The following is a 17,476-nucleotide window of genomic DNA, read 5'->3' as shown; positions in this document are numbered from 1 at the left end:
TCGATTCTCCTAATCCATAACTGCCATCAACCTTCACTGAACTTACTGAGGTGATAACTGGGGCGACTCCGTCAATCACTATCGCTTTATTCGCTCCCAATGAATTGGCTGCCCCCGGGGCTGGCAAGGTTAAAACTGCATCATTACCTGCTGCATCCCTAGCCGTTCCACTTAAAGAAATATCCAAAGAGTTCGTTGCTTTATAGTCTAAATCCGCACTTTCTGTACCTGCCTGAACAGTATATGTAAAATTCAAAGTGTTAGTACCGCTTCCTGAGACAGCTGCAATGTAATAATCCAAGGTTCCTGTCTCTAATTGAAGCTGAATTTGATTAATCGTATTAACATAGATAACCTCACTAAATACTACCTGAACATTTACTTGGTCACCTATCTTATAGGTTCCGTCTGCAGTGCTACTCGTCACGTTCGTCACCGTTGGCACAACGCCATCTACCAATACAGCTGCGGTAGAGGGCACTATTGGTAAGGTTAAAACCAAATTATTACCTGCACCATCTTTAATTGTTCCAGTGGTATTGAGGTCTAAAGATGCTCCTAAACTAATACCGTCAGTAGGGTCTAAATCTCCACTTTGAACTGTGTATTGAAACCTAAGCAAGGTAGTAGTAGATAGCCCTGGCTGATAGGTGGCTTGTCGGGTAACTCCTCCTATGTCCAGTGGCAATTGTGGCGTATTCGTTACCACAACGCTTTCGCTTACTGTTACTGTAAATGTAAATGTAGAACCCGTTTTATATATACCGTCTGCCGGCACACTTACACTGGTAATCGTTGGGACAACTCCATCAATCACTATGGCTTTGTTAGATGCCAGAGAACCTCCTGTAGCTCCTTGCTGTACTGTGAGGCTAGCATTGTTTCCTGCTGCATCTTTTATTGTTCCGCCATTCAAGCTAAGGGCAGTTGAGCTCGTAACATCTAAATCTGCACTCACATCACCTGCTTGAACAGTATATACGAAACGTAGGGTAGATACACTTCTATCTACATAGTTAATGGTTCTATCAGTAGTTCCTGTTTCTAATTCTAACTGCGGGGTACCTGTTACTAATACCTCTTCACTGTATTGAACATATATATTAATGTTGTCCCCAACTTTGAAGGTTCCATTGGTAGCATTCGAGGTTACTTCTAAAACAGTTGGCACAACTTTATCATTGAGGGCTGCTGTGTTATTAGTGTTTTGATTAGCCTCTGCGGCCAATCCATTAGCATCAAACACCGCATTTGCCTGAAGATCTACCTCTAGCGTTTCAGCACCATCAGGTGTACCTGTTACACTAAAGAAAATTCTGACCACAGTTTCTCCGCCAGTTAGGGCTGTAGCTGAACCTTCTGCCGTATTATCATTCTTCTTTACGCTTGAAATGACTGGAGTAGTTGCTGTTCCATTGCTTATTGAAAGATTAAAATCACTTGCTTGCAAACCACCTCCCGTACAATTGTCTTCATATACTCCTTCGTTGAAGGTAACATCAATATAAGAGTTGTCTGCCGCTAAACTAACGCCTGTAATGTTAGGCTTGATTAGGTCATTTAAAGTTCTGGTGTTATTGCTTTGAGTTGCACTTGCTGCATTACCTGCTGCATCGAAAACTGAGCTTCCATCTGCAAAATCAATTTTTACAACTTCCGAACCATCGGCTACTCCTGTGGTAGTGAAAGTAACTCTAATAATATTTTCCCCTCCTGTTAAGTCTGTGGTTCCATCGACCTTTTTCAAGCTGGTTATTACTGGATTGGTAGCCGTTCCACCAGAAATCGAAATGGCAATATCACTGATCTCCAATGCTCCACTCCCTCCATTGGTATTGAAAACACCTTCATTCAAGAATATTTCGATAAAGGCATTGCTGTTTGCTAAACCTAAGCTGGTAATGGTTGGGGCAGACGAGTCTACCAAAACACTCGTTGTCGCTCCAACACTATTTAAGGTGAGTGTTGCATTGTTACCGGCTGCATCCTTTAGAGTTCCGCCATTAGCTATTAAATTCCCAACCACTATACCATCGGTATCCAATTCACCTGATACTACCGTATAACGGAAAAGCAAAGCTTGAGTGCCTGAGCCACTTTGATAAGTTGCTTGACGCGTAGTAGACCCAATAGTAATTGCTAGTTGTGGAGTTCCGCCTGTAGTTACTACTGTTACATTCTCAGAAAAATTGACTGTGAAATCCAAATTCTGATTGGCAATATATGTTGCGTTCGCTGGGACGGAAACGCTCGTTACTGTTGGAGCTGACGAATCTACCAAAATACTCGTTGTCACTCCTACACTATTTAAAGTTAGTGTTGCGTTGTTGCCAGCTGCATCTTGAAGGGTTCCGCCATTGGTTACTAAGTTTCCAACCACTATACCATCGGTATCCAATTCACCTGATACTACCGTATAACGGAAAAGCAAAGCTTGAGTGCCTGAGCCACTTTGATAAGTTGCTTGACGCGTAGTAGACCCAATAGTAATTGCTAGTTGTGGAGTTCCGCCTGTAGTTACTACTGTTACATTCTCAGAAAAATTGACTGTGAAATCCAAATTCTGATTGGCAATATATGTTGCGTTCGCTGGGACGGAAACGCTCGTTACTGTTGGAGCTGACGAATCTACCAAAATACTCGTTGTCACTCCTACACTATTTAAAGTTAGTGTTGCGTTGTTGCCAGCTGCATCTTGAAGGGTTCCGCCATTGGTTACTAAGTTTCCAAGCACTATACCATCGGTATCCAATTCGCCTGATTGTACAACATATCTAAACAGTAAGGCACTTGTTCCTGAACCGCTCTGATATGTTGCCTGACGGGTGGTAGAACCTATTGTTACTGCCAATTGAGGAGTTCCGCCTGTTGTTACTACGGTTACGTTCTCAGAAAAATTGACTGTGAAATCCAAATTCTGATTGGCAATATATGTTGCATTCGCTGGGCCAGAAACGCTCGTTACTGTTGGAGCGGTTACGTCATTGATAGCCCCAGGAGTAGAAGCCTGAACTAAGAATCCTCCCGTACCATCTGGCGAGCGAGATAACGAGTTAGAACCATCTCCTGCGGCAATTAAAGCTGAGTTACCCAAAGCTGCTCTCAGGGTAGCATCATCAGAAGACCCATAAAAAAGAACATCCACAAGGCCATCTGTTGTTGGGGGAGATGCAGATGTAAAGTCTGACTCGGCTCCCACATAAAGTGCAATTGCATCTGGGCCGTTTTGAAGATCAAATGCCCCCCATGACAAGTCTAGATTGGTAACCCCAGCATCACCTATTACATAAAAACCCGTGCCGTCCGTTGATCCAGTAGGTGAAACATCTTTATAGGCTAAGTCATCACCTCCATTGAACATTACAAGTACAAGTCCAGTAATATCCGTATTACCAGCGCCTCCATCATATATTTCAACAAACTCAGATGTAGAAACCGCACTTGGGTGAGCTTCATTAATTTTTATACTTATAGGGGTGACATAAATATTAAAAGTTTGATTGGCTGAAATATTATCGTCATTCCCTCCATTAGCTCCATTATCTTGAATGGAAACAGTAACTACAGCTTTTCCAAACTTCGTTGCATCTGGTGTAAAGGTCAATACTCCAGTGGCGCTTATGGCTGGTTGAACAGTAAACAGTCCATTATTGTTATTGGCCACATTGAAGGATAACGTCTGTGCAACTTCAGGATCACCATCATCAAACACAGAGATAAAGCCATTTACAGTTTGAGCACCTGCGTTTTGGGCTACAGTTGTGTTAACACCAATAGTGAACGATGGCTCATCGTTTACTGCTGTAATATCTATATTTCCTGAACCCACTTGCGGATTTACTGTACCGTCATTGGCATTGATCGTATAGGTAGCGGCATCTGCTCCATTTACATTGGAAGCTCCTGTATATTTTATATTTGCGGGGGTATCTAGGTAAGTATTAATATCTGCTGGAGAACCTACAAGGGTGATAGTAGTAGCGTTCACTAATGTTTCGACTACTCCCGCTCCTACTGCGGCACCATCGACTGGTGAACCAAAACTACCTGCTGAAACAACAATAGTTACTGTTAACTGGTTATCCTCAGGGTCGGCAAAGGTTACTGATGAAAGGTCGAAGTTTGAAGCAATATCTTCAATTACAACAATATCAGTAGGAATACCAGTAGCGGTTGGCGCATCATTCACTGGGGTAATCGTAATATTAAAGGTCTGATTCGTTAACTCTCCGCCATCTGGATCAGCCACTTTGAAAACAAAACTATCTGAAATATCATTGTCGGTTGTACTGACATACCTGATTCTATCACTGTCAAGATCGTTTTTAGTGAAAGTGGCATTCAATACAAGTTCAGTATCTCCAGCATTAAAAGTATTGCTTGGGTTAGTATCTATAAACAGGGTGCCTTTGGTAGTGGCCGTTGTAATCGTAAAAGTAAGTGTTCCTCCCTCTGTATCGCTGGCGTTTAACTTCCCTGAATCAATAAGTTCTGTGGCCCCTTCGTTTAAGGTTAGGCCAGTATTTACGGTTACCGTTGGAGCGTTATTTGTTCCGAAGTTCAAGACTGTACCGTTTGTGATTCCTGCATAACTATTGCCAGCGATATCATCAATAGCTGTGGCGGCAATTCTAACAGAGTAATTGGATGATAAATCCAAATTGCTACTTGGATTGATGGTCAGTACCGCTCCACTAATTGAGGCTTGAGTACCTGGAGAAGCTGCATCTATTGTGAAAGAATTCGAACCATTCGTCTCGTCAATTACTTCTATATTCCCTGTTCCAAAGGCTATATTTTCATTAAATGTAAGGGTAATATTTCCACTTGTATTTACCCCAGTTGCATCGTCAGCAGGACTGCTTGAGCTTAGGGTTGGAGCTGAGGTATCTACAACAACCGATAAAGCAGAAGAAGATGAACTCTCATTACCTGCAGCATCTGTAGCTGTAACGGTAATATTATGTGTTCCTTCAGAGAGGGTTCCCGTAATGATATAACTGTAAGAGCCGCCAACATTGGTAGTTGTTGTACCTACCAATCCATTGATTGAAGAGGATATTTTTATGGTTACACCAACTTCAATTCCTGTACCAGCAAACCTTGGTTGGGTAACAGATGTAATATTGTCTGTACTGGAAGTACCAGAGTCAAAACCGCCAATCAGGTCTGGCGTACCTGGGGTTGTAGGAGCTTGGGTATCTACTGTAAAGCTAGTAATTGACAGCGGAGATGAAGCTTTTCCCCCTGCGTCTGTTACCGTAACTGTACAGTTGCTGTAAGTACCATCTGCCAACGCAGATGAATTATTTGTTTGTGTTAATGTAATTGTTTGGTTGCCAGTACCAGATATCGTTGTTGACGTACTTGTTCCACAGCTACCTCCTAAAGAGAATGTTCCTGTTTCGTTAGTTGTAAAAGTATAATTTGGAGTATTATCGTTGGTTGGGGTTGCTACAGGAGTTACCTGAGAAATTACTGGTGCCACCGCACTCGATACTACTGTGGTAGTATTATTGGTAGCATCGACCGTACCGTCATTCACCACAACGGTAAAAGTGGTTGTTTCTGATGTTGATGTTCTATTGTCTGTTGGGTTAAATACCAAGGCTCTCAGTGCTGTTTGCATAGCAGCAGCTGTTTTGCTAGTCATTGTATAGGGGCCAGCTCCACCATCAGCTCCTGTAATCACTCCTTTGGCATTATTATCCAAGGTAATGGTAGCAGTAACATTATCACCATCGGCATCGGTTATGGTAATTCCCGAAAACGGAGAAATTGTCGCATTGTCATTTACGTTCTGACCTGCTGAAGCACCTCCAATAGTAGGGGCGGTGTTGGAAGCAGCAGCGGCAGTAAGCAAAACATCATCTATTGCAAAGTTAGCAGGTGCTGGTGTGTTCATGGTCATTCTTATCTCATCAATATTGCTCCAACCTGAAGAACCAGAAATATCTCCTGACGAAATAGTAAAGTTAGTTTCACCAGGCGAAACTATGGTTTTAGTAATAGCTCCAGAAACAGGACTACCACCGTCATATCCTTGTACTGTAATATTTTGAGTTGTCCCTGTAGCTACTGCAAAAGCAAAGCTTGTTACTCCAAAATTATTTGCTGCATTATCCGACTTAAATGAAAAAGAAGTAACGTTTGTACCAGTTGCAGTCATTATAACAGCTAAGTCTGTTCCTCCAGAAATTCCAGTAAAAGTATTGTTTATAGTAATATTAACAATATCACCAGCAGTTACAGCAGAAACCCCAAGGTTGTGACCATCAATATTGGCAACACTTGGGTTGGTCGATGCTCCAGTAAGCTGTCTGGGAGCACCCGCTTCAAAAGTGATAGTACTACCTGTAGTGACTTGAGCTTGTAAGTTCAAACAGGTAAAAAAACCAAGAACCAGCAATAAACAATTTAATTTATTACAAAAGATTGCTCCTTTTTTCACAAAGTCATATTCCTTCATCTTACTAAAACTCTTAGGTTAATTACGCAATCTAGTCTAAACAAATGAAAAGATAAAAAAAAATGACACCCAAAAAAACAGGCATCATTTTTTCAATACATTATTTTTTAAATAAAACTATATATTACTTTAATTTCTAGATGGGAAAATACCAAACAAGCATATTATCCAATTAATTACTAAAAAAGGCTGCATGTTATTATGCGATTGACTTCCTCCAGCATTCCCTACAGTTACAGGTCGACCCGCAGGAATTACTGCATTTCCTGAACTGAGTGCTACATCAGTGCCAGCATTACCATAAATCTTGGTAGGTGTTGGCGCAAAGTTAACTTCTGTATTGGCTTTTGCTAATGAAAGACCAGCAGTAGGGGTATCTGTTGTCGCAGCTCCATCTTTTGCAGAAACTACTACTGAACCTTGCATTTCTGTTGTATTAGCCGCATGAGTGTGTATCGGCATCTCCAATTGAGTTAGAGTAACATACTCTTGTCCCGATCTTTGCGACATTACTCGTGGTGTAAGTCCAGGCCCAGTACCTTGCCCAATTGGGGCTCTACCTCTTAAGTCTGGCAATGCAAATGTAGTGCGGCAGTCGCCTCCATATTCACAACCGATGATTGAAAACAAAGCTGTATTCGATGAAATAGCCAATAGTTGACCTTGGCATGTAGACCAGTTTCGAGGTGCCCAGCCAGCTCCAAATCCTCTAATTTCTCCAATGTAACCTTCCATAGTTTTAAAATGTGTGATTTAAAAAAATATTAAGCATTTCTAATTTGACTCTTAATCTATGAATTTTATTAGTATTTAACCTGAAACGAGTGTATTTTTTTTGTTAAGAAAGTTTTAGCTATGGGTAATACCTATTTGAATGGTTAATTGCAATGTTCTTTAATATGTATATCATTATCCAATACAACCAAATGAACTAAACCTATTTAATTATACTACCCGAACTTATGTCCCTTTACAAAACCGAGGTTAAACAACCTCACACCAGACATGTAGCCCTCTGAAGTTTTAGCAATCGTTATTCTTAAAAAATCTCCACCAAAACAAGCCACCACCAGGCCATATATAACATCTGCATAAACAATTTGACCTGGCTCAGCCTCTATTTTTGTTTCCATAGTTACAGGAGTAACTTCCAAAATCCTTAATTCAAATTGCCCCATGGCAGTCTGTGCTCCTCCGTACTTAGGGTTTGTTGCATTTACTAGATACTCTATGTTTTCTGCTGTTTGTGTTTGCCAATCAATTGTGAGGTCTTCCCTTTTTGGCTTCCAATCAAAATGCTTTTCTACTTTTTCAAGTTCTTGATATTGCTGGTTTTCGTCCATTAAAGCACCTAAAACCTTATCCATCAAGGAAGGTGCAAGCCCACCAATACGTTGGCAGTGCAGTCCGTAATTCTCACCTGGCATTAACATGGTTTGCTCCTGATAGATAACTGGGCCTGAATCTACTTCCTCGGTCATTAAATGAACGGTTATTCCACCTGATTTTTCTTGATTTTTAATCTGCCAGAACACAGGGTCTATTCCTCTATATTTTGGTAACAGTCCAAAGTGAAAGTTGATAAACCCTTTAGGTGGAACTTCAAGAAGGCTCGCAGGCAATAGCCATGGAAAAGTCAGTACCCAAATCGTATCTACTTTATTTTCCAACAAAGTATCTTTTAGCCGTATTACCCAAGATGCTCTGTCGAGCACTAAGCAATCTTTTGTTTGAATACCTAAGCTATTTAAAGCTGGCATTAAGCTATTAACATTTTCCTTTACAATGCCTACCCCCACCAACATGCCGCGTTCTTTTAGTGAGTTCAACATTGGTAATGCCAACAAGTCGGAATTACAAAGAACGAAAATCCTCATACCTAAATACCTAAATATGGATTGATCCAACTTGAGTTAACTCCTCTTCTCAACTCGTTTAATTGATTATCTTCACTTATATTGTATTCTTGTTCTTTTAGTCTTTCGGTAGAAAAGCTGTCTCCGCTACCAAAGGTATTCTTCAGTATATGAATTGGGCCTAAAAAACGCGGAGACTCGCAAAGCTGATAGAGACTATTCCCTTCACTTCTTAAAACTTGGTTTAAGGTTTCAATCTTTGGGCTACCATTATCTTTAATTATGGCCTTACCAATTGCTTTACCAGCCCTGTTGCCCAACATGGCAAAAACATCTTTACAGTAAGGATCAGGGGTTTGTTCATTATATGATTCTGAGGAAGTATAAACACTTATTCCTGAAAGGTCTTCTGTTCCTCGCTCTAATAAAAAAGGTAAACCAAGAAGTTGGGTTTTTTCATTAAGTCCCCTATCCTTAAATTCTTTCAAAAAAATAGTAGCTTCTTCTCCACAAAAAAGCGGAAAAACGAAATCTGAACCATCCCAGTCTACAGTATCAAAGATAGATTTCACATCAGAGAGACCACCACCTACTGGCATCTCTAAAAGCTTAATGTCTAAAAATGCATTAGGGTTAGCGAAAAGTAGTCCAAACTGAAAAGCTGGCAAAAAAGCATAACCTGAATCATAAACTGCAGCAATTACAGACCCACGGCTTCCTAATTCTGAACCTGCATAGTATCCTAGATTCCACGCTTGCTGCCATAAATGTATAGAGTTTTGAAAAACACATTTACTCTCTGAGTCCAACAAAGGAAAATGCTCTCCTAGGTTACTACATACAAGGGGCTTTTCTTTTTTGTCGAATTTTTCGGTAAGGTTTTGAATTCCTGCTTGAGACATAATGCCGGTCACACAGTCTACATCATGAAAACCAAAAAATTTATCAAGCGCTTCTTCAATTTTCTGAACACTTCCTTGCCCAATCATCTCAGTAAATATCTCTACCTCAAAATCTGTATTCTTTAAAGTTGACTCAATAGATTTTCTAAACGCCCGATCATAATCTTTGCCCATTGGCCGAATAGTTGATGTAGGCGTCATCATACCTATAGAAATTGTCTGCATTTTATTCTAGTTTTTGTTTTTAATTAATCTTTAATGTTCCTCTTTGGAACAACGAAGGTTGACAAGTAGCTAAAGCTCTGCCCACATGCGAATTAGGTTACTATATACTTGTTGTAAGTTTAAGAAGGCGTTTGGGTTGGCACTTCTTAATTCGTCATTTGCAGCTTTGAGCTTAAACAAGATTTCTCTCTTCTGCGAATCTCTTACAACACACTGCATCCAAGTGACTGCTGCCAATCGCTCTCCAGAAGTTACAGGGTTTACCTTATGCAGCTTTGTGGTTGGGTAAATAATGGCATCACCCTTGGCCAACTTGTATTTTACCTCTCCAATTTCACTATGGATAACCAACTCGCCTCCTTCATAGCTTTCTGGATCAGATAGAAATAGTGTCATGCCCACATCTGTTCTTATGGTATATTGGCTACCCATTAGCGGACTATCTACATGTAGTCCGTAATTCATACCTGGCTGATATTTGCTAACAATGGGAGGCAAAATCATTTTTGGCATTATTGCGGACTGAACAATTGGGTTTTGAGCAATAGCCCGCATTACAATATTTCCAATTTGTTGTGATTCCAAACTGCCTTCTTGGGGCATTTGCATATTACTTTTAACACTGGCAGCAGCATCTACCGCAGTTAGCTTACCATCTACAAAGCGCCCTACAGTAGCCAATCCCACAACAGTTTCTAATTCTTCTGGTTTTAAAAGTTGCTTGATATGCAAATATCCAGACTCAGAAATCTCCATAATATAAAGTCAAAAAATGATTAGGTTATGAAGCCTGAATATAGGCAAAACATAAACTAAAAGAATAGCGATTTGTATTTAAATCGTTGTAGAATAAATCGCCAGACAAGTAAACCCACCAAAAATAGCTTATACAGTGTTATATGATACCCCTAACGTTTACTCAAACAAAAAAGAGGAACTGTTGATTAACAATTCCCCTTTCAAATTTTTAAAATGTTCTGTTACAGATCAAACTTGATTCCTTGCGCTAATGGCAATTCTGTAGAATAATTTAATGTGTTGGTTTGTCTACGCATATAGGCTTTCCAAGCATCTGAGCCAGACTCTCGCCCTCCACCAGTTTCTTTTTCTCCACCAAATGCACCTCCAATTTCTGCTCCAGAGGTACCAATATTTACATTGGCAATTCCGCAGTCTGAACCTACTGCAGAAAGGAATTGATGTGCATCGCGCATACTGTTGGTCATAATGGCTGAAGATAAACCTTGAGCTACCCCGTTCTGAATTGCAATGGCATCGTGTACATCGCCCTTATATTTTATGATGTAAAGTATAGGAGCGAAAGTTTCTGATTGAACAATCTTAAAGCTATTCTCAGCTTCAATAATACAAGGTTTTACATAACAGCCGCTTTCATAACCTTCACCAGAAAGCACACCACCTTCAACCAAGACTTTACCTCCTTCAGCTTTAGCTGCTTCAATGGCCTTATTATAATTGTTTACTGAATCTTTATCGATAACTGGCCCAACGTGATTCTTTTCGTCCAAAGGGTTTCCAATTCTCAACTGTCCGTAAGCCCCAACAACAGCATCTCTTACTTTATCATAAATATTTTCGTGAACAATTAATCTGCGGGTTGAAGTACATCTTTGGCCTGCTGTACCTACTGCACCAAACACAGCTCCAATTACCGTCATTTTAATATCAGCATCTGGTGTTACAATAATGGCATTGTTGCCCCCCAATTCAAGAATAGATTTTCCCAATCGAGCCGCTACTGTTTGGCCAACTATTTTACCCATTCGGGTTGAACCTGTTGCCGATATTAATGGCACACGCTCATCACTCGTCATCCAAGAACCAACGTTATAATCACCATTGATTAAACAGCTGATTCCTTCAGGCAAATTATTCTCCTTTAATACTCCAGCAATTATATTTTGGCAGGCTACTCCCGTTAAAGGTGTTTTTTCAGAAGGTTTCCAAACGCATACATCGCCACAAACCCAAGCTAGGGCAGTATTCCAAGCCCATACAGCTACTGGAAAATTAAACGCTGAAATAATACCCACAATGCCAAGCGGATGATATTGCTCTTGCATATGGTGAAGCGGACGCTCTGACTTAATGGTAAGACCATGTAGCTGACGAGAAAGACCTACTGCAAAATCGCAGATGTCGATCATTTCTTGTACTTCGCCTAAACCTTCTTGGTAAGATTTACCCATTTCATATGAAACCAGCTTACCTAAGTCGGCCTTATGTTCTCTTAATTTCTGACCGAATTGACGAACAATTTCTCCTCTCAAAGGTGCTGGAGAGTTTCTCCAATCTTTAAAAGCAGCCTGAGCTGTTTTGATTACCTCGTCATACTGAGCTTGTGTTGTTACACTTACTTTGCCTATTAGTGCGCCATCTACTGGAGAGTAGGATTCTATAAACTTATCTCCGCCATGCGACTGCAATCCTGTTGAGGTTCCGTTATTCTCCGCTGCTACTCCTAAGTTTTTCAGGGCCTCTGCAAGACCAAATTCAGTTTGAATATTCATAATATTTTATCTGTCAATTAATAGAATTCATAGTTACGGGAATTTTCAAAGGAGTGCAAAAAAGGCCTCGACTAATTCAAAATCTATATCTCAGAAAATAAGTTCACCGCCTCAATACAAGCATGTGATTAGCTTTCAAACTGTATCTTAGCTAAAGTATTGAATGATATTGATGGGGAGATAGTGTTGTGATTAGCTTTCAAACTGTATCTTAGCTAAAGGGTAGCCAAATGGGCAGTAACTTCCGCCTCGTTGTGATTAGCTTTCAAACTGTATCTTAGCTAAAGACTTCGGCATCTAATGATAATGAAGGGAATGTTGTGATTAGCTTTCAAACTGTATCTTAGCTAAAGAGCTCTGTTACTGACGTTTACGAACTATCTGTTGTGATTAGCTTTCAAACTGTATCTTAGCTAAAGCAAACCATTCTTCAACATATCCTCAGCAGTGTTGTGATTAGCTTTCAAACTGTATCTTAGCTAAAGAGACGAAGTTTGGATTAACCCAAGCGGGCAGTTGTGATTAGCTTTCAAACTGTATCTTAGCTAAAGACTACGCTTTTGAAGTGCTTTCAAGGCGTAGTTGTGATTAGCTTTCAAACTGTATCTTAGCTAAAGTTCACATATATCAAGCCCCAACCTTCGGGTGTTGTGATTAGCTTTCAAACTGTATCTTAGCTAAAGTCAGCTGGTGCAGTTAGCTAATAAGTCTAAGTTGTGATTAGCTTTCAAACTGTATCTTAGCTAAAGAATTTTCGGTGACATAATCGGAATAGTCGGGTTGTGATTAGCTTTCAAACTGTATCTTAGCTAAAGCTTGAAGCTTGCGTTGGTCTGGCTTTAGGTGTTGTGATTAGCTTTCAAACTGTATCTTAGCTAAAGAGGCAAGTTTCAAAGTAGATTGATATTTTTGTTGTGATTAGCTTTCAAACTGTATCTTAGCTAAAGAGGCAATTCAAACCAAGCGAACAAACCAAAGTTGTGATTAGCTTTCAAACTGTATCTTAGCTAAAGCAAAAAGGGCTGCGTAAGCGTCTGGGCTATGTTGTGATTAGCTTTCAAACTGTATCTTAGCTAAAGTGTCTGGTTCGTGCCAGGTAAGCGGTGCCGGTTGTGATTAGCTTTCAAACTGTATCTTAGCTAAAGTAATATTTCACTCGGGTAGCCTGATAGCATGTTGTGATTAGCTTTCAAACTGTATCTTAGCTAAAGATATAAGTAGGAGTATGATTCTCATTTGCTGTTGTGATTAGCTTTCAAACTGTATCTTAGCTAAAGGGCTAAAGAGATAAAAGGCAAGGTAGAGCGGTTGTGATTAGCTTTCAAACTGTATCTTAGCTAAAGATTCGATGCTACAAGTAAGCTATTGATTACGTTGTGATTAGCTTTCAAACTGTATCTTAGCTAAAGATTGAATCGTTTAAGGTAATTGAAAGAAACGTTGTGATTAGCTTTCAAACTGTATCTTAGCTAAAGCTTTCAAAGAAACAGCATTAGAGCACCTACGTTGTGATTAGCTTTCAAACTGTATCTTAGCTAAAGTGGCCTTTATTGGCTTTAAAAATGGTGCCAGTTGTGATTAGCTTTCAAACTGTATCTTAGCTAAAGATACCGACAGTATGGATAGGTATTCAGATTGTTGTGATTAGCTTTCAAACTGTATCTTAGCTAAAGGATAAATTCTGATATAATGTATGCGTTTATGTTGTGATTAGCTTTCAAACTGTATCTTAGCTAAAGAGAAGGTTGGAAGCCATGATGATAACGGCCGTTGTGATTAGCTTTCAAACTGTATCTTAGCTAAAGCTGCTGGTAGGGCTAATGTGATTAACACTGGTTGTGATTAGCTTTCAAACTGTATCTTAGCTAAAGTCACACCAATAGAGGCATTCTACTGGCAGGGTTGTGATTAGCTTTCAAACTGTATCTTAGCTAAAGCCGTCCTCGCCATACCGAAACGGTAGACAGGTTGTGATTAGCTTTCAAACTGTATCTTAGCTAAAGTGAACCTCTGGATTGAAAGTGCAGAAAGTAGTTGTGATTAGCTTTCAAACTGTATCTTAGCTAAAGTCTCCAGAATGTAGGAAACAAGAAAGAAACGTTGTGATTAGCTTTCAAACTGTATCTTAGCTAAAGAGGAGGACCAAATAGAAATAAGTGTGGAAAGTTGTGATTAGCTTTCAAACTGTATCTTAGCTAAAGATTCCAAACCGTGCAGCAAAATGAGATCGAGTTGTGATTAGCTTTCAAACTGTATCTTAGCTAAAGAAATTAAGCTGAAAGGCGCTTTGGAAACTGTTGTGATTAGCTTTCAAACTGTATCTTAGCTAAAGTATTGGTCAGTATCTCAATGGCACGTTCATGTTGTGATTAGCTTTCAAACTGTATCTTAGCTAAAGCATCCAGAAGATGTCCCAAGCATACTGTTCGTTGTGATTAGCTTTCAAACTGTATCTTAGCTAAAGCAATGGCTTTAGCGTTGGCTATAGCTATTCGTTGTGATTAGCTTTCAAACTGTATCTTAGCTAAAGAACTATATCCACTTAAATTCAAGAGTTACAGTTGTGATTAGCTTTCAAACTGTATCTTAGCTAAAGAAAATCAATTCCGTATATTTGGATTTGAGCGTTGTGATTAGCTTTCAAACTGTATCTTAGCTAAAGAGTATTTAAGATCTTTCAAGTCTAATAGAAGTTGTGATTAGCTTTCAAACTGTATCTTAGCTAAAGTAAAATTTGATGATTTGCGAAATGTTTCTAGTTGTGATTAGCTTTCAAACTGTATCTTAGCTAAAGGCCATATTGCTCTAAAATCATTACAGGCTTGTTGTGATTAGCTTTCAAACTGTATCTTAGCTAAAGTAATATTATAAATGCAACAATAGTCCAACTGTTGTGATTAGCTTTCAAACTGTATCTTAGCTAAAGAAGCGATGACGACAAGACTTTTGTCATCATGTTGTGATTAGCTTTCAAACTGTATCTTAGCTAAAGTTTGAGTTTGATTGAAAGTTTATCCTTTTAGTTGTGATTAGCTTTCAAACTGTATCTTAGCTAAAGCGGCTGGGGTAATTTCGTACAGCTTGGCAAGTTGTGATTAGCTTTCAAACTGTATCTTAGCTAAAGGTCATCGTCGTAATCCCAATTACCTAAATAGTTGTGATTAGCTTTCAAACTGTATCTTAGCTAAAGTCTGGAACCAGATAACAACAACCACCACAAGTTGTGATTAGCTTTCAAACTGTATCTTAGCTAAAGATACAGTTGTTGTTCCTGCCTCGCTTCCGCGTTGTGATTAGCTTTCAAACTGTATCTTAGCTAAAGAGCGAATTTGAGATTAAAAATGAAAATGCTGTTGTGATTAGCTTTCAAACTGTATCTTAGCTAAAGATACCTCGTTGTAAATCATTGATATGTAATGATTTACAAATAAAAACTTCTAGCGATTTCTTAATCGTTAGAGGTTTTTTTGATTAGATAGGGTCTTTTCTGGGTCGTTAATCACAACTTTTGGAAAATTTGAAACTTTCCAAAAGCTAAAAAAGCTCTAACTGTTGAATGGGCTGTGGAGTTAATTCTTTCTTCGCAGAAATAAACACTTCCATCATTCCAAACTGCTTGTCTGTAATATGAATAATGCCCACATGGCCTTTGGGCGGAAGATTCATTTTAATTCGCCTGATATGGACTTTTGCGTTTTCCATACTTGGGCAGTGACGCAGAAATATAGAAAACTGAAAGCGACTAAAACCATCCTTTTCCAATACCTCCACAAACTTACGGTAGTTCTTGGTGTCCTTTTTAGTTTCAGTAGGCAAATCAAAAAACACCATTACCCACATAACCCTATATTGATTAAAGCGTTCAGCACTACCCAATTTTTGGAAATTTTATGTTTTTCTTCTCACGTGCATAGCATTGGTACAAACTTGCTGTGGTCTGTTGCACCGCGACCATCAACGGACTCTGCTTTCCGTTAATGACCACATCCATAACAGGAATTTGTAAGAGTTTATGCTTTAGTTCAGGCCTTAGCGTTTGGTAATCATCCGTAGACCTAACCAGCTCCAACACCACTTCGTCCACATAAGGCCTGTAAGGTTCCATCACGTCATCGGCCAAACAATAGGCGTTGTACTGGTTGCTATGATGATAGCCCAAAGTAGGGAGCAAGCCAGAGGCCACCAAGCCTCTGGCTACAATAGCCCTTAAAATGGCATAACCGTAATTAAGCAGGTTGTTGGGCTCTCCTTCAAAACGTCCGCGTTTAAATCCAGTGATTAAATCGGTAAAAATAGATTTCCAATAATAGGCTGCTGCTCGGGCTTCAAAGTTATCGGGATCACCATTTTGCACCTTACTTGCCCAGCGATCCATATTTTCTGTAGCAATACCGTTTTGGGATAAAACAGCGGCCTGATTATGAATTTTAGACTTTATGGTCTGTTTCCAAAGTCTGTCGCGAAGGGCTTGACTAGCTTCAATCTGCACACTAAAATGCGCCTGTTGCATATGGTGGCCATTTAGGTTGAGCATCATACCCTGAGGTAAATGTTGAGCATCACAAGTGATAATAGCCACGTTGTTTCCAAGTAATAAATGGATTAGGTAGTGACTGATAGTTACCTGATGGTGTTCCAAAATCAGCAAGCCAATATCTTCAATTGGTATTTTTCGCTCTTCATTGTTGTTGGGGTATTTCACTACCAACTGTTGTTGCTTAGCACTTAAGTAGGCAGGGTTACCGAAATGGAGTGTTCTTTTTATCATGGCAGCTTATTTATTATATCAACTTTCCAAGGGTTTTGAACCCTTGGAAAATTCAAGTAACTCACGAACATCAACCCTACCTTATGCCTTCTTCTAATTCGCTCGTTCTGGTTAAATAATTATGGTGAAACTCTATGAGAGCTTCCCTCCCTCCAAACCACTCTAAAGCGTAGTCGAGGTGGAGTAAAGTTGGCTTATTCTCAGTGTATGCTGAATAACTGCAGAAAGGCCATTGTCCTAAATTTTCGGTGAATCTATGATGCAAAGGGTTAAGGTGGATATAGGCGATCACTCTTGAAATATATTCGTCCGATGCAATTTCCTTCTTTTTAAAATTCGGGCTAAAGAGACTTCCTTTTCTGCCGTACTTTTTGTTGTAAGCTTGGGTATAACTGCTGAAGAAGTTTGAAAACTGTTTGCTTAAATGGTACTCTAACTTTTGGAAAGTTTGAAACTTTCCAAAAGTTGTTTCCAGCTCCAATTGTTCTCTGATTTTTATTAAAAAGTGGAAATGATTAGGCATTAAACAATAAGCCAAAGAATAAGCAACTGGCTGAATATGTTTTTCCCATTGCCTCAGGAAATACCGATAGTTCTCCACCTCCCTAAAAAGGTTTTCTGCTCCGTTCGCATGATTATAAATATGGTAGAGCTTTTCTGGCTGCATATAACTAACATCAACTGTATTCTAACTTTTGGAAAGTTTTGAACTTTCCAAAAGGTGA

Annotated in this window: 9 protein-coding genes and 1 CRISPR repeat array; all 9 genes read right to left on the bottom strand. The window is 39.5% G+C overall.

Features of this window, described 5'->3' with window-relative positions; genetic code table 11:
* The coding region (locus AAC026_RS04330) for an Ig-like domain-containing protein (protein WP_339695300.1) at nucleotides 1–6,382 on the bottom strand (6,382 nt) is incomplete at its 3' end.
* A 216-nt stretch (nucleotides 6,383–6,598) separates the two neighbouring features.
* A complete protein-coding gene (locus tag AAC026_RS04325) occupies nucleotides 6,599–7,204 on the bottom strand; it encodes a tail fiber protein (RefSeq protein ID WP_339695298.1) in 606 nt (201 codons plus the stop codon).
* 215 nt (nucleotides 7,205–7,419) lie between these two features.
* Nucleotides 7,420–8,346, bottom strand: a complete 927-nt coding sequence (locus AAC026_RS04320) for a formyltransferase family protein (RefSeq protein ID WP_339695296.1) — start codon at nucleotides 8,344–8,346, stop codon at nucleotides 7,420–7,422.
* A gap of 2 nt (nucleotides 8,347–8,348) precedes the next feature.
* The gene (locus tag AAC026_RS04315) at nucleotides 8,349–9,452 is read right to left on the bottom strand and encodes an ABC transporter substrate-binding protein (protein WP_339695294.1); all 1,104 of its coding nucleotides are present in this window, start codon (nucleotides 9,450–9,452) and stop codon (nucleotides 8,349–8,351) included.
* Between the two features lie 69 nt (nucleotides 9,453–9,521).
* Entirely contained in the window at nucleotides 9,522–10,208 is a 687-nt protein-coding gene (locus AAC026_RS04310; protein ID WP_339695292.1) for a Fe2+-dependent dioxygenase, read from the bottom strand.
* 224 nt (nucleotides 10,209–10,432) lie between these two features.
* Nucleotides 10,433–11,983, bottom strand: coding sequence for an aldehyde dehydrogenase family protein (locus tag AAC026_RS04305; RefSeq protein ID WP_339695290.1), 1,551 nt, complete (start codon nucleotides 11,981–11,983; stop codon nucleotides 10,433–10,435).
* A gap of 121 nt (nucleotides 11,984–12,104) precedes the next feature.
* Nucleotides 12,105–15,371: direct repeats of the CRISPR family, unit length 36 nt; unit sequence GTTGTGATTAGCTTTCAAACTGTATCTTAGCTAAAG.
* 146 nt (nucleotides 15,372–15,517) lie between these two features.
* Nucleotides 15,518–15,859 (bottom strand): CRISPR-associated endonuclease Cas2, encoded by a 342-nt coding sequence (gene cas2 / locus AAC026_RS04300; RefSeq protein WP_339695288.1) that lies wholly within the window; start codon nucleotides 15,857–15,859, stop codon nucleotides 15,518–15,520.
* Nucleotides 15,852–16,751 carry a type II CRISPR-associated endonuclease Cas1 gene (cas1, locus tag AAC026_RS04295; RefSeq protein ID WP_339695286.1) on the bottom strand — a complete coding sequence of 300 codons (900 nt, stop codon included), beginning with the start codon at nucleotides 16,749–16,751 and terminating at the stop codon, nucleotides 15,852–15,854. Before cas1 ends, cas2 begins: the two co-directional genes overlap by 8 nt.
* Before the next feature lie 76 nt (nucleotides 16,752–16,827).
* Nucleotides 16,828–17,418 carry a hypothetical protein gene (locus AAC026_RS04290; RefSeq protein WP_339695285.1) on the bottom strand — a complete coding sequence of 197 codons (591 nt, stop codon included), beginning with the start codon at nucleotides 17,416–17,418 and terminating at the stop codon, nucleotides 16,828–16,830.
* Between the last annotated feature and the right edge of the window lie 58 nt (nucleotides 17,419–17,476).

It is taken from the genome of uncultured Roseivirga sp., assembly GCF_963973945.1.
Lineage (GTDB): Bacteria > Bacteroidota > Bacteroidia > Cytophagales > Cyclobacteriaceae > Roseivirga.
This window is presented reverse-complemented; position numbering and strand designations above follow the sequence as displayed.